The sequence below is a fragment of the Caecibacter sp. AF58-12pH5A genome (assembly GCF_027681725.1).
In the GTDB taxonomy this organism is placed as follows: Bacteria; Bacillota; Negativicutes; order Veillonellales; family Megasphaeraceae; genus Megasphaera; species Megasphaera hominis.
In genome coordinates this window covers 43752-56260 of the sequence record NZ_JAQDBC010000016.1, presented here as the reverse complement: position 1 = coordinate 56260, position 12509 = coordinate 43752, and the positions used below count along the sequence as shown (strand labels likewise).

At 49.2% G+C, this 12509-nt stretch carries 13 protein-coding genes; 2 read left to right on the top strand and 11 right to left on the bottom strand.

Annotated elements, in window-relative coordinates; translation table 11 throughout:
* Positions 1-62 precede the first annotated feature (62 nt).
* Positions 63-1583 carry an LPS-assembly protein LptD gene (locus PGX44_RS08425; RefSeq protein ID WP_498855018.1) on the bottom strand — a complete coding sequence of 507 codons (1521 nt, stop codon included), beginning with the start codon at positions 1581-1583 and terminating at the stop codon, positions 63-65.
* 16 nt (positions 1584-1599) lie between these two features.
* Positions 1600-2766, bottom strand: a complete 1167-nt coding sequence (locus tag PGX44_RS08420) for a hypothetical protein (protein ID WP_498855017.1) — start codon at positions 2764-2766, stop codon at positions 1600-1602.
* A gap of 326 nt (positions 2767-3092) precedes the next feature.
* On the opposite strand from PGX44_RS08420, the gene PGX44_RS08415 reads away from it, so the two are divergent.
* The gene (locus PGX44_RS08415) at positions 3093-3641 is read left to right on the top strand and encodes an NADH peroxidase (RefSeq protein WP_186503569.1); all 549 of its coding nucleotides are present in this window, start codon (positions 3093-3095) and stop codon (positions 3639-3641) included.
* Positions 3642-3744: 103 nt separating this feature from the next.
* On the opposite strand, the gene PGX44_RS08410 is transcribed toward PGX44_RS08415, so the two are convergent.
* From PGX44_RS08410 to PGX44_RS08375, 8 genes are all read right to left on the bottom strand, one after another.
* Positions 3745-4431 (bottom strand): TVP38/TMEM64 family protein, encoded by a 687-nt coding sequence (locus tag PGX44_RS08410; RefSeq protein WP_498855016.1) that lies wholly within the window; start codon positions 4429-4431, stop codon positions 3745-3747.
* Positions 4432-4630: 199 nt separating this feature from the next.
* Positions 4631-5419, bottom strand: a complete 789-nt coding sequence (gene truA / locus PGX44_RS08405; protein ID WP_498855015.1) for a tRNA pseudouridine(38-40) synthase TruA — start codon at positions 5417-5419, stop codon at positions 4631-4633.
* The gene (locus PGX44_RS08400) at positions 5416-6216 is read right to left on the bottom strand and encodes an energy-coupling factor transporter transmembrane component T family protein (RefSeq protein WP_498855014.1); all 801 of its coding nucleotides are present in this window, start codon (positions 6214-6216) and stop codon (positions 5416-5418) included. Before PGX44_RS08400 ends, truA begins: the two co-directional genes overlap by 4 nt.
* Positions 6209-7075 (bottom strand): energy-coupling factor transporter ATPase, encoded by an 867-nt coding sequence (locus tag PGX44_RS08395; protein ID WP_498855013.1) that lies wholly within the window; start codon positions 7073-7075, stop codon positions 6209-6211. Before PGX44_RS08395 ends, PGX44_RS08400 begins: the two co-directional genes overlap by 8 nt.
* Positions 7066-7899: an energy-coupling factor transporter ATPase gene (locus tag PGX44_RS08390; protein WP_186503574.1), complete on the bottom strand. Its 834-nt coding sequence runs from the start codon at positions 7897-7899 to the stop codon at positions 7066-7068. The genes PGX44_RS08395 and PGX44_RS08390 overlap by 10 nt, the downstream gene beginning before the upstream one ends.
* 133 nt (positions 7900-8032) lie before the next feature.
* Positions 8033-10144, bottom strand: coding sequence for a ferrous iron transport protein B (gene feoB, locus PGX44_RS08385; RefSeq protein WP_498855012.1), 2112 nt, complete (start codon positions 10142-10144; stop codon positions 8033-8035).
* Between the two features lie 4 nt (positions 10145-10148).
* Positions 10149-10367 carry a FeoA family protein gene (locus tag PGX44_RS08380; protein WP_498855011.1) on the bottom strand — a complete coding sequence of 73 codons (219 nt, stop codon included), beginning with the start codon at positions 10365-10367 and terminating at the stop codon, positions 10149-10151.
* Between the two features lie 12 nt (positions 10368-10379).
* Positions 10380-10937, bottom strand: a complete 558-nt coding sequence (locus tag PGX44_RS08375; protein WP_498855010.1) for a DUF805 domain-containing protein — start codon at positions 10935-10937, stop codon at positions 10380-10382.
* A 143-nt stretch (positions 10938-11080) separates the two neighbouring features.
* Between PGX44_RS08375 and PGX44_RS08370 the strand changes: the two genes are divergently transcribed.
* Entirely contained in the window at positions 11081-11545 is a 465-nt protein-coding gene (locus PGX44_RS08370) for a hypothetical protein (RefSeq protein WP_186503577.1), read from the top strand.
* Positions 11546-11603: 58 nt separating this feature from the next.
* On the opposite strand, the gene PGX44_RS08365 is transcribed toward PGX44_RS08370, so the two are convergent.
* Complete coding sequence (locus PGX44_RS08365; RefSeq protein WP_498855009.1) at positions 11604-12434, bottom strand: undecaprenyl-diphosphate phosphatase; 831 nt, start codon at positions 12432-12434, stop codon at positions 11604-11606.
* Between the last annotated feature and the right edge of the window lie 75 nt (positions 12435-12509).

Genomic DNA, 12509 nt, shown 5'->3' with positions numbered 1-12509 from the left:
TCTTTCGAGCCAGTGATCCTCATTCGTTTTTATAGGGGCGTTATTTCACAGCCCCTTTTATTTTAGAAATCAAGGTCCTTGGATATGAGCTGAATATCCCATTCTTTATCGACCTGTTTATACGTAATAGTCGCGATAAAGGAATGAAGGTCACGGACCCATGTGAAATTACGATCGTCAATGTTGCCATTGTCTAGGTTTTTATTCATAGAGAAAATAATCGTATCCAGCGGCGTCAGGACATAGCCTACAGAGAAGCCCTTCTGACGCGGGTCATCGATATTATCGAAGCGATACGGTGTATAGCCGCTAACGTTGTGCTTCTTGTACCAGAAGCTGGTCCAGAGACGATTATTGATGCCCTGATTGAGGATTGCACCCCAGTACGGATCGCTCCGTTCTGCATCATGGTAGGCATACAAATCCTTACGGTAGCCTGTAAAGAAGCGCAGGTTAGCCCGGGTCCACAAGGGAATCGGCCGGTGGGACACTTCTGTACGATAGCCTTTGTGTTCCCCTTTCTTGTCGCCTTCTTCCCAGCGTCCCCAGCCGGCACTGCCATCTACGTAAATACCGGAACCACCGACATATATACGCGGCATATAGTACCGCAGTTCCGGCCAGCGTGTCGCCCAGATATGATCATCATTATCCGTACTTTCTTCCTTGCTGTAACCGAAGGAGAAGGTACCGACGCGAGTGTTCTTAGCGATCGTTGCCGAAGGCTTGAAGCCTTCCTTCGAATAGAGATAATAGCTCAGATTTAAAGAGAGATCACCCGATTGATTCAGCGGGAATTTGCCGTCCCCGCGCAGGCCGATACCGTTGTCGTTATTATACGTCGGCCGTGGCAGCAGCGTAAAAATCCAAGGCTTTTCCTTTTTATCGCCTAATTTCCCTTCATAATGGCCATACGTAAAGAGGCAGACGTGCTTAAACCACAGCTTGGTGTTTTCAGCCGTAAATTTTTCACCGGGATAAATATGGATATCATCGCCGGTCAAATAATAGTCCGGCGTCTTAGCTACTGCATGGGGTGTCGTAATCAGACCGTGCTTGATATAGCCCTGGCCATTATACATTTCTGCATCGGTGCCACGAACGTACGTCGTCGCATCCATAAAGCCGCTCATGGTCCCCATGAGAGCACTCTGATTGGCTGCATTGTACGTTACGTCTGTACCATCAAGGGCAGTCGTACTATTCATATATATGACCGGTCCTGTCGCGTGATATACCTGCGATTTGGCGTTGCCCTCTACGACGTTCGCATGCATTTCATCCATTCCTTGGGCAATATCGACATTTCCCCGGGCAGCGACATAATTGTCGGAATTACGCATGAGCAGCTTATCGGCTGTCATCTTAACGGGCTGCTGGGGCAGAACGACATCATAGCTGGCTGCAGCCTGATCCAGATTTACCGGTGTCAGCCCCGTATCCTGTGCCGCTGGGACAGGCAGCGTTTCTTCTGTATGCACTTGTACAAGTTTTTCCTTGTCAGCTGCCGTATCCTGTGCGTAAATTTGCAAAGAAAGGGGCAGGACGGCGGCCAAAACGGCAGCTGTCATTTTTTTATTCATTATCGTCACCTGTCAATTAATTGTTATTCGCTGGCGTAATCGTCACCGTTGCCTGAACATCGTCATGAGCAGGCACGCCTGTCGTATCCAGAGAGACGGGCGTCACGTGTTCTGTCTTGTCCTGTTCAGGAATCGTTACGTTTCCTCCATCACCTGTGTCCGGTGTGACCGTTGCAGTCGTCGCAGCCGCCGCTACGACCGGTTCCGAAGCCGGCACGGCTACGCCGCTGGCTGCCATATTGGCAGAGGCCATCGTTGAAACAGGCTGTTGTTTTTCAATAAAGCCGATTACTTCTGTTGCCGTCTTTACTTCCGCGTACATGGTAGTCCCGGCCGGAATATTGACATCATTGCCTTTTACAAAAAGGCCGCCTACAAGCCCTACCGGGCCGAGAATGATGGCACCCGCTGCAGAAGCACCTACGGCTCCGGCCGTCCGCTTATATTGTTCCTTCGTCTTTTCGCCTACTGTCAAAGGTACAGGCGTCCCGTCGGCGGCCCGCACGGTGCTGTACGTAATTTCAATCTTGCCATCACGGCCAAAGCGTCCGGCCTTGCGGACCGTCGTTGCCGTGCCATCGGCTTCCATCCCCCGGGGAATGGCAATCACATTGCCTACCATGACGTCTTCAGCAACGCTGAAGCGGACTATATCCCCTTTCTGAAGCGTTTCCGAGTCAAGGGGATCCAGATTTTTCATAGTGACAATCGTGCCGGCCGGGATAACTACATCTTGGGATGTAAAGGCTGTATTGCCCAGCATCGCCGTACGTAAGGAACGCACGCGGCCGATGAGAGACCCTGTGGCTGCCTTGCCGTTTATGCCTTCCTCTAAAGCAGCTACGCGATCAAGCAAAGGTGCATCTGTGATTTTACCTGAATACTGCCACTGCATCATGTTCACAGCTGCCAGCAAGGATAAATCAGATCCAGAATTGCCGTATACATCTGTATATAAGGCGTCCGTCTGATTTTGAATACTTCCCGTTAATAATTCCTGACCGTTTAAGGTACGGTCCAGGGCATCAATACGGGTATTCAATGAACCGCTCTGCGGTGCTCCATATACAGTCGTTTCTACTTTTTCTGCTTTCTCCAGAATTGTATAGTCTGCTGCGCCAGCCGTCATAGCCCCGCACAGGGCAATCACCGCCAGAACGCAGGCAACTTTTCCTTTCCACATGTCGCATCCCTCCATATCCGTTCGTTATATACTATAAGCCGGTCATCAGGTTATACTTTCCATTATATTTCCATACTATTTAATTATATCGATTTCATGCTTAAAAAGCAACTCATCCACCATACCGATTCTGAACGGTCAAAACCGGCTCTGTACCCTAGTGCCTGGAAACCTATGAAAAAAGAAAAATTTCTCCGATTTTTTTAGAAAAAAGTCTTGCAATTCTCAATATGCCCTGCCATAATAACAGCATAACAAATATACATTATTTGTTAATACAAATTATAGAAATCAATACTATTACATACTCTTGGGAGGTAACAATTATGAAAAAATTTGTTTGCGGTATTTGCGGTTTTGTATTTGAAGGCAATGAAGCTCCTGAAAAGTGTCCCCAGTGCGGTGCTCCGAAAGAAAAGTTCTCGGAACTCGTTGAAGGCGTAAAAGAATATGCTGACGAACATCGCGTCGGCGTTGCCAAAGGCGTTGATGAACGAATCATCGAAGGCCTGCGTCAGAACTTCACTGGGGAATGCTCTGAAGTTGGTATGTATCTGGCTATGAGCCGTGTGGCCGACCGCCAAGGCTATCCGGAAGTAGCCGAAGCATACAAACGTATTGCTTACGAAGAATCGGAACATGCCGCAAAATTCGCTGAACTGCTTGGTGAAGTAGTAACAGACGATACAAAGAAAAACCTCGAAATGCGCGCTGCTGCTGAACAGGGTGCTTGCGCCGGTAAAAAAGAACTGGCTACCCTCGCTAAACAGCTAAACCTCGATGCTATTCATGACACGGTTCATGAAATGTGCAAAGACGAAGCCCGTCATGGCCGTGTCTTCGACGGCTTGCTCGCTCGTTACTTCGCAAAATAATACAATCCTCTGCACCCCGGTACCCTCCTCTGGTACCGGGGTTTTTGCATGCAAAGAAAAAAATAAGTCCGCCCAAAGAGCGAACTCATTTCTCCTGCAGGTATCAGGATTTATTTCGTTGTGTTTGTTTTTTACGCCACCATAAAAAACCGTAAATGGCCACTACCAGAATGGTCAAGCCGAGAAGCCGTTCCCAATGCTCATTAATCCGTAATAAATCATGGCCGAACCATACTTCTACGACAACGGCCGGAATCTTGCCAATAGCATTGGCAATAAAATGATCCTTATACGAAATATGGCTTAACGCACTAAAGGCCGTGACTACGACATTGGGAGAATAGGGAATAGCCCGCCCCATCATGATCGTACGAATACAGCTGTACGAGTCCAGCTTTTCCAGCATATTACTGCGCTGAATGACTTTTTTTGCCTGATTCCGTAAGAGCGTCCGCGTCAGGCGGAAACTAATTTCAATCCCGATTACTTCCCCGGCCCAGGAAATAATAATTCCCGGTACCAAGCCAAAGATTACACCATTTACCGTAAGAAACGGGATGGAGGGAATGCCGATAGCATTGGCAAAGATAATCATAAATACACTGACCAGAATCGCTGCATAGCCAAAGGATGCAATATAGTCTGTCAGCCCATCTATATCTCCTTCTACAGTAAGGTGCCACATGGTCGAATAGAAATCCGGCAGAAACCATTGGATAGACCAGAGGAACAGCAATACAGCAAGTACGCCGCCTAGCCGCACAGTCCAGCCTAATGTCTTATCAGTCATATGGATAATATCCTCTTTCGCCACTGCGATAATACAAAAATACCACCTGTACAGGGCTCATAGACCGGCCCTGTTGCTGTATACATATATGACAGGGGCAGAAATACCGTGTGTAAGTCCATATGTGAATACAGTTTATCCAATATTATACCATAATTTTACCGTTTGAGATAGAGAGAGGTCTATAACTTTTTGTTTATTATTGTTGCCGTAGCTGCAAGAGTCTTTCTTGCAGCCGTACGTCTTCGTAAAAGACTTCTTCTAGGCACAGGCCTTGGGCCGGTGCCGTCGCACCTAACTGTTTCCGGTCACGGCTGGCTAATACAGCCTCCAAATGAGCCGGTGTAACGCGGTGCAAGCCGGCATCGACGAGACCACCGGCAATATTACGCACCATGTGGTACAAAAAGCCATCGCCTACGACATCGATCGTCACGACCGGTCCTGTTGTATGAACACCTATATGATACATGGTCTTTACAGGATTCATCGGGGTCGTATTCTGCCCTTCAAAGGCTGAGAAATCATGCGTCCCCAACAGACGCCCGGCTGCGTCCTCCATAGCCTCAATATCGAGGGGATGCCGGATAAACCAGGCATAACGCAGGCGGAACGGATCGTGAATCCGGCTGTTGACTATCGTATAGCGATAGTGCTTGCCCTTATTATCGTGACGCACACTAAAATGTTCCGGCATTTCCCGGGCCGAGAGAACGGCAATTTCCAAGGGCAGATAGCCCTTCATGGCATAGGGAATCTTTTCCGTTGGAATCGTCCCGGCGCCATAGAAGTTGACAACCTGGCCGCGGGCATGTACGCCGGCATCCGTCCGGGCAGCACCATAAATCGTAATAGGGCTGGCAAAAATCTTAGCCAGTCCTTCTTCCAAAAACTGTTGAACAGACGGCGCATTTTTTTGTTTTTGAAAGCCGTGAAAATCCGTGCCGTCATAGGCCACGGTCAGACAGATATTCTTTTTTATACTCATGCCAGCCACCGCATCACACCCAGGACCACCGTGAAAATGATGACCACTGTCATGGCAATACTGTCACGGAAGGTATAGGCCAGCTCGTGCATGCGCGTACGGCCCATGCCGCCACGGTAGCAGCGCGATTCCATTGCCACTGCCAAATCATCGGCACGACGAAAGGCACTGACAAAAAGGGGCACTAAAAGGGGAATCATATTCTTGCCACGCTGTATGAGGCTGCCACTTGTAAAATTGGCGCCCCGTGCTGTCTGGGCCTTCATAATGCGGTCCGTTTCTTCGAGCAGTGTCGGAATAAAGCGTAAGGCAATGGTCATCATCATGGCCAGCTCATGGGCCGGCACACCAATACGGCGGAACGGATTGAGCAGGTGTTCAATCCCATCAGTCAGCAGGATTGGCGACGTCGTATACGTCAAAAGAGAAGAAAAGACGATCAAATACACTAAACGGGCCGTCATGAGTGCCCCTTGGCGCAATCCTTCCCAGGTAATATGAAGGAAGCCCCACTGCCAGATTGCCTCACCCGGTGTCGTAAAGATATGAATGCCCATGGTAAGGACAATGATGACCCATAAAGGCTTAATCGATTTCAGGACCAGTTTCATGGGCAAATGAGAAATACCAAAACAAAAAGCCACAAATACAGTCAGCAGGCCATAGGCCGTCAGGGATTCGGCCAAAAAAATAGCCACGATGACGATCAGAGTCGCGATAATCTTGCAGCGGGGATCCAGGCGGTGCAGAAAGGATTCGCCAGGAAAATACTGTCCAAGCGTAATATCTTTAAGCATGTTTGTTTCCTCCCAGACTTTGATAAATAGAAGCTACGGCTTCATCTACTGTATGCACCCGGTCTTCTACAGCCAGGCCCCGGCCTTTTAAGTACTGCAATACTTCTGTCACAGGCGGTACGGCTACGCCGGCACTGTGGAGCTTGTCCTGCTGCGTAGCAAAAACATCAAGCGGTTCGCCATCAATGAGAATCTGTCCCTCTGAAAGGACGATGAGGCGGTTTGCCATACGGGAAATATCGTCCATATTATGAGACACGAGGATGACCGTTATATTCTTTTCCTTATGCCAGCGCTGAATTTCTGCAAAAATTTCGCGGCGCCCGACAGGATCCAAACCGGCCGAAGGTTCATCGAGAATCAAGTATTGCGGATGAATGGCAATCACGCCGGCAATCGCTACGCGGCGCATCTGTCCGCCGCTAAGACGAAAAGGCGAACGATCGGCATACGTATCGTAATCGAGGCCTACAAATTCCATGGCTTCCCGCACCCGTTTTGCCACGTCATCTGCGTTCAGGCCAAAATTGCGTGGTCCAAAGGCAATATCCTTAGCAATGGTTTCTTCAAAGAGCTGGTATTCCGGATATTGAAATACCATACCTACGGCATGGCGCATTTCCATAGCTGCTTTTGATTTCTGGCTGATATCCTGGCCATTGACGGTGACCGTACCGCTCGTCGGCTGCAGAAGGCCATTGAGCAGCTGGACCAACGTCGACTTGCCCGAGCCCGTATGGCCGATAATACCGATGAACTCCCCCTCTTTGATTTCTAAGCTGACATCCTGCAAAGCTGTCTTTTCAAAGGGCGAGCCTGTACCGTACGTATACGTAACATGTTCCAGTTTTATTGACATAACGCGTCTCCCAGTTCTTCTTTCGTAATAATTCCCTCCGGCAGGGGTACGCCTTTTTCGCGCAGGCGTACAGCCAGCTCAGCCGGTACAGGCACGTCGAGGCCCATTTGTTTCAGCTCGTCGACGTGCGTAAAGACTGACCTGGGCGTACCATCCATCTTCAGTTCGCCGTGATGTACGACCATAACCCGGTCAGCCTGAACGGCTTCTTCCATGAAATGAGTAATGAGAATGACCGTAATCCCTTCGCGGTGCAGCTGATGCAGAGTTTCCATCACTTCTTGCCGGCCTTTCGGATCGAGCATAGCCGTCGGTTCGTCCAGGACGATGCAGCGTGACTGCATGGCCAGGATGCCGGCAATAGCAATACGCTGCTTCTGGCCGCCGCTTAAAAGGTGCGGTCCGTGTTTGGCATAAATCGTCATCTGTACCCGTTCCAGGGCATCGGCTACACGTTGACGGATTTCTTCCGGCGGCACGCCGAGATTCTCCGGACCAAAGGCCACGTCCTCTTCTACGACGGCTGCAACGATTTGGTTATCGGGATTTTGGAAGACCATGCCCACCTGTTGGCGGATATCCCAAACATGCTGGGGGTCATCGGTCCGCAGGCCACAAACTTCACACGTGCCTTCTGTCGGTACGAGAAGGACGTTGAAATGCTTGGCCAGCGTCGACTTTCCCGAACCATTAGTGCCGATAATGGCTACAAATTCCCCTGGCTGTATTTCCAGAGATATATCTTTTACAGCATATACGGTCTTGCCATTTTCATCTGTATAGGCATGACTCATATGCTCCAATTTTATCATAGGTGTACTCATGCGCGTCTCCTTACACGTGAATAGATTCGCAACTATTATACAGGTTTTGCCATACCTTGTAAAATAAAAAGTTCAGATGCACAGAGAGGCCCTCTGCGAGGGCCCCTTGCCAGCATACATAGCTAGTACTTACTTAAAACAGGCGGCTGCCAATCTGGTAAACCGCACAGGTGATCACCCAGGCAACAGAAATCTGGAATATGACAGAAAAGGCCGTCCACTTCCAGCTGTGCGATTCAGCGTGAATCGTAGCAATCGTAGCCGCACAGGGAACGTACAAGAGAGAAAAGAGCATCATGCAATAGGCATTGAGCTGCGTAAACCCCATTTGCCCCATACTGGCAGCCAGGGTAGCCAAAGCTGCTGCAGAATTAATATTGACTCCGTCAAAGAGAACGGCAAAGCTCGAAACGACAACTTCCTTCGCTGAGATCCCGGCCAGGAGAGCCAGGGAGATCTGCCAATAGCCAAGTCCCAGAGGCGCAAAGAAAGGTACGAGAATCTTGCCCAGCATGGCACCAAAGCTATCGTTCATAGCACCGTAGCCGGATGGGCCAAAATTCAGAATAAACCACATGAGAATGGAGGCCGCAAAGATAATCGTGCCGGCACGATTCAAATAATCCTTGACCTTATTCCAAACGGAAATCCAGACCGTCCGCAGGCTGGGCTGCTTATATTCCGGCAGTTCGATGAGGAGTATATTCTCCGTTTCCTGCCGCTGAAACAGATGCAGGACGAGGAGACAGACCAGTGCGACGACGATACCGATGAGATACATGGAATAGGCGACGATCATGGCATTTTCCGGAAAGAACATGCCGGAAAAGAGAATATAAATAGGCAGGCGGGCACTGCACGACATAAAAGGCGTAACCAGCATAGTCTGGTAACGGTCCGTCTTATTTTCCAGGGCCCGTGAGGCCATGATAGCCGGTACGGAACAGCCAAAGCCGAGAATCATAGGAATAAACGCTCGTCCTGACAGGCCCAGCCGGTTCATGACATCGTTCATGATATAAGCCACGCGTGACATGTAGCCACTGTCTTCAAGGACAGCCAGGGTCAGGAAGAGGATACAAATATTGGGCAAGAAGGTCAGGATGCCGCCAACACCGGCAATAATGCCGTCACAAATGAGGGAAATGAGCATCTCTCCGGCGCCGACGGCCGTAAGGCCGCTCGTTGCCAAAGCGGAAAACGAATCGATGGCCGACTCGAAGTAATCGCGCAGCATATCGCCAATAAAAAAGGTCAGGAAAAAGACGACAGCCATGACGGCCAGAAAAATGGGAATGCCCAGCCAGCGGTTGGTCAGCAGACGGTCGGCATAGTCTGTCGCTGCGACCCGTTCTTCCCGGTTGACAACGACTTCCTGAATAACTTCCTCAATAAACTCATACTTTTCATTGATAATATCCGTTTCATAGCTGCGGTCAACGACGGCTTCTATGCCTTGAAGGGGATACTTAGCCGTAATTTCCTGGTCCATTTCCAGGAGCTTCAGGGCATGCCAGCGATAATTCTGCAAATCCGGATACTGGGCCTGCAAAAGAACACGCAGCTGATCGATCTTATCTTCCAGTAAATCACTATATACCATGGCAAAATCATGATGATGGTTGTGCTTATGATGGGTCTTTTCCGAGTGGTTATGAATGAGACGGTCCGGATGGACGTGATCCTTATGATGGATGGCCGCATGCAGGAGGACGCTAAGGCCTTTCCGTTTTAAAGCCGAAACGGGAACAACCGGTACGCCCAGCATTTCCGGCAAGCGATGCAGGTCAATTTCCATGCCCCGCTTGGCAACGATATCCATCATATTGAGTGCCACTACGACAGGCCGGCCCAGTTCCAGCAGCTGTAAGGTCAAATACAGGTTCCGTTCCAAGGCTGACGCATCGACAACATCGATGATGACATCAACATCGTCACTGAGGATAAAATTGCGGGAAACCTGTTCTTCCATCGTATACGACGTCAGGCTGTACGTCCCTGGCAGATCGACGAGGTGAATATGTACACCGTGACTGTCGATAGCCCCTTCTACCTTTTCTACGGTAACACCGGGCCAGTTAGCTACCTTCAGATTAGCCCCTGTATAGGCATTGAACAGTGTCGTCTTGCCACAGTTAGGGTTACCGATAAAGGCTACGGTCATCCCCTCTGTAGGCACGGCATTGCTATTTTCTATTCCTTGGGGAATATGTTTTTCACGTTCCGCCTTCCCTAAATCAGGCATCGTCTCAGCTCCTCACTTCAATATGCGTGGAAATATCTCTGCCGATGGCCAGACGGGTATTGCGCATTTTGATGATCATGGTACCACCATTCTTATTTTTCATTACTTCTATCTTCGTGCCGCATGTCATGCCTAAGGCCTGCAGCCGTCTTTCTGTCTTTTGTGCCAGGGACAATTTTTCAACGAGATACGTTTTCCCTTCTTCACCTTGCGCTAATGTCATGTATGCTGCCTCCTAACGGGATCGGGCCGGACCATACGCGTTGTCTCCTTCTGTCCCGCGGACATAAAAGAGCCCCAAATAGGTCACTGCCATAATTGATTGCACTGCCATGGCTACCGTGGAGTCAAGGCCCAGAATCGGTCCGAGAAAACTGCCCAAATAGCAAAGATACGGAATGATGAAAAGAGCCCCGCTCTTATTAATATCGTGGCAGCGGCGCCAGCCCAGGGAAAGCTCTGACCAGACCGTTGGAATGGTCAGGACGACGAGAAGAAGGCCAAAGAAGGCGGCAAAATCAGAACGGCCAATGGTAATCGATTCTGCCAGTTTGAGATACAAAATAAAGGTAAACATAAATTGCGCGATCATCAGCAGAATCGTCCGCATGAGAAAAGGACGGCGGGCCACACGGCCGTGAAAATAAAAATATTTTTCTTTTAATTCTTTTGACGTACGGAAGCCCAGGATACTGTCTTCAGATCCCATACCGACGGGCATTTCAAAGCCCCGGTGGATACGGGCCGACTGGCGGGACCGCTTTTGCAGTTTCATCTTTTTATTATGAGCCATACCAATTTCCTCCAACATAGGTAAGTAGATAAAAACGGTTTGCAAATTGTTTCTTCTAAATGGTATCATATAATTTCCCCTTACTCAAATATTTTTGCTCATATTATGATATAATGAGGAAATTAATAGGAAGGAGATTTTCCATGGATACTTATATCATTACGGACCTGACCGGTTCGGACGGTTATTTTACCTTTAACTTCTTTTGTGAATCTATCGTTTCCGCACTGCACACGCTGGTTCATCTCATGGAAGATGAAAAGCTGGAGGTCCCGGAAAAAGTGGCTTCTCTGCCGCCCCTTTTGGCACACATAGGCGAAGACCTGACAGCGGATTACGAAAAGGCAACCATCGACATGCACCGCTTTAAGGAAAACATCCTCGATTTTTATGAAACAGCCTTTGCCGTCAACGACGACCTGGCACCGCTCATTTTAAAAGGCAGTGATCACCTGCGCTACTATTACTACGTTTATGCCCAGGGCGTCAATATCATGCTGCGGTCCATGCTGGAAAATATTGTCCGTGATTTCCCGGCCCAAACCGATCCGCGGCCTTATATTGAAGAAATTATGACAGATTTTTCTAAACAACTGAGTAATCACTAAAACATAAAAATCGGTTTCCCCAGGGAAACCAATTTTTTCTGTTGCAACTCGATCTGTCTCAGTTCAAAACAAAGAAATGGAGGAACGACACAAAGGCGACGACAAAACGGTAGTACGCAAAGGAGGCCAGTGTCGACTTATTCAGGAATTTCAGGAACCAGAGCACGGAAATATAGGCGACGATAAAAGCCGTCACAAAGCCGATGGCAATCATGGCCAAATCGCCGCTTCCCAGAATGGACAGGCTCTTTAAAAGGTCATAAAAACAGGCGACAATCATGACCGGTACGGCGATAATAAAGGAAAAATCAGCCGCCGCTTTACGGCTCAGGCCCAGGAAGAGGCCGCCGGCAATCGTCGAACCGGAGCGGGAGAAGCCCGGCCATAAGGCCAGAATCTGGAAAGCCCCGACGAGAAGCGCCTGCATAATGGTCATTTTTTCTACATCCTTGCAGATGACCCGCATTTTCGCCTTTTCTGCAGCCAGCATAAAGAGGCCGCCTACGACGAGGCCAATAATAACCGTAAAAGGAGAAAACAGATAGGTCTTAATGGCATGGTGGGCCAAATAGCCGATCCCCATGACCGGAACGATCCCGGCGGCTACATGAGCCAGTGTCAGCCCTGTGTCACGGCGATACCAGTTTTCCTTACGCAAGAGGTTCCAGCAGCGGTACTGCTTCAGCATGCGGATAAACTTGGCCTTGTAAATAATTAATACAGAAAGAATAGCCCCCAGCTGGATGAATACTTCAAACACACTGGCCTGCGGCCCGTCAAAGCCCAGCCAGTCCCCTACCAGTATCATATGGCCTGTAGAAGATACAGGCAGATATTCCGTAAGCCCTTCGACAACGCCGAGGATGACGGCAATCATATAATCGTTCATCGTATACGCTCCTTTAGTAAATGATGTCGGTACGGCGGCAGCCGCCGCCTTTACAAGCATACGGAAAATTATATC

Coding starts and splice junctions, on each gene's coding strand:
- PGX44_RS08425 (WP_498855018.1), bottom strand. CDS start 1,583: ATGAATAAAAAAATGACAGCTGCCGTTTTGGCCGCCGTCCTGCCCCTT.
- PGX44_RS08420 (WP_498855017.1), bottom strand. CDS start 2,766: ATGTGGAAAGGAAAAGTTGCCTGCGTTCTGGCGGTGATTGCCCTGTGC.
- PGX44_RS08415 (WP_186503569.1), top strand. CDS start 3,093: ATGAAAAAATTTGTTTGCGGTATTTGCGGTTTTGTATTTGAAGGCAAT.
- PGX44_RS08410 (WP_498855016.1), bottom strand. CDS start 4,431: ATGACTGATAAGACATTAGGCTGGACTGTGCGGCTAGGCGGCGTACTT.
- truA (WP_498855015.1), bottom strand. CDS start 5,419: ATGAGTATAAAAAAGAATATCTGTCTGACCGTGGCCTATGACGGCACG.
- PGX44_RS08400 (WP_498855014.1), bottom strand. CDS start 6,216: ATGCTTAAAGATATTACGCTTGGACAGTATTTTCCTGGCGAATCCTTT.
- PGX44_RS08395 (WP_498855013.1), bottom strand. CDS start 7,075: ATGTCAATAAAACTGGAACATGTTACGTATACGTACGGTACAGGCTCG.
- PGX44_RS08390 (WP_186503574.1), bottom strand. CDS start 7,899: ATGAGTACACCTATGATAAAATTGGAGCATATGAGTCATGCCTATACA.
- feoB (WP_498855012.1), bottom strand. CDS start 10,144: ATGCCTGATTTAGGGAAGGCGGAACGTGAAAAACATATTCCCCAAGGA.
- PGX44_RS08380 (WP_498855011.1), bottom strand. CDS start 10,367: ATGACATTAGCGCAAGGTGAAGAAGGGAAAACGTATCTCGTTGAAAAA.
- PGX44_RS08375 (WP_498855010.1), bottom strand. CDS start 10,937: ATGGCTCATAATAAAAAGATGAAACTGCAAAAGCGGTCCCGCCAGTCG.
- PGX44_RS08370 (WP_186503577.1), top strand. CDS start 11,081: ATGGATACTTATATCATTACGGACCTGACCGGTTCGGACGGTTATTTT.
- PGX44_RS08365 (WP_498855009.1), bottom strand. CDS start 12,434: ATGAACGATTATATGATTGCCGTCATCCTCGGCGTTGTCGAAGGGCTT.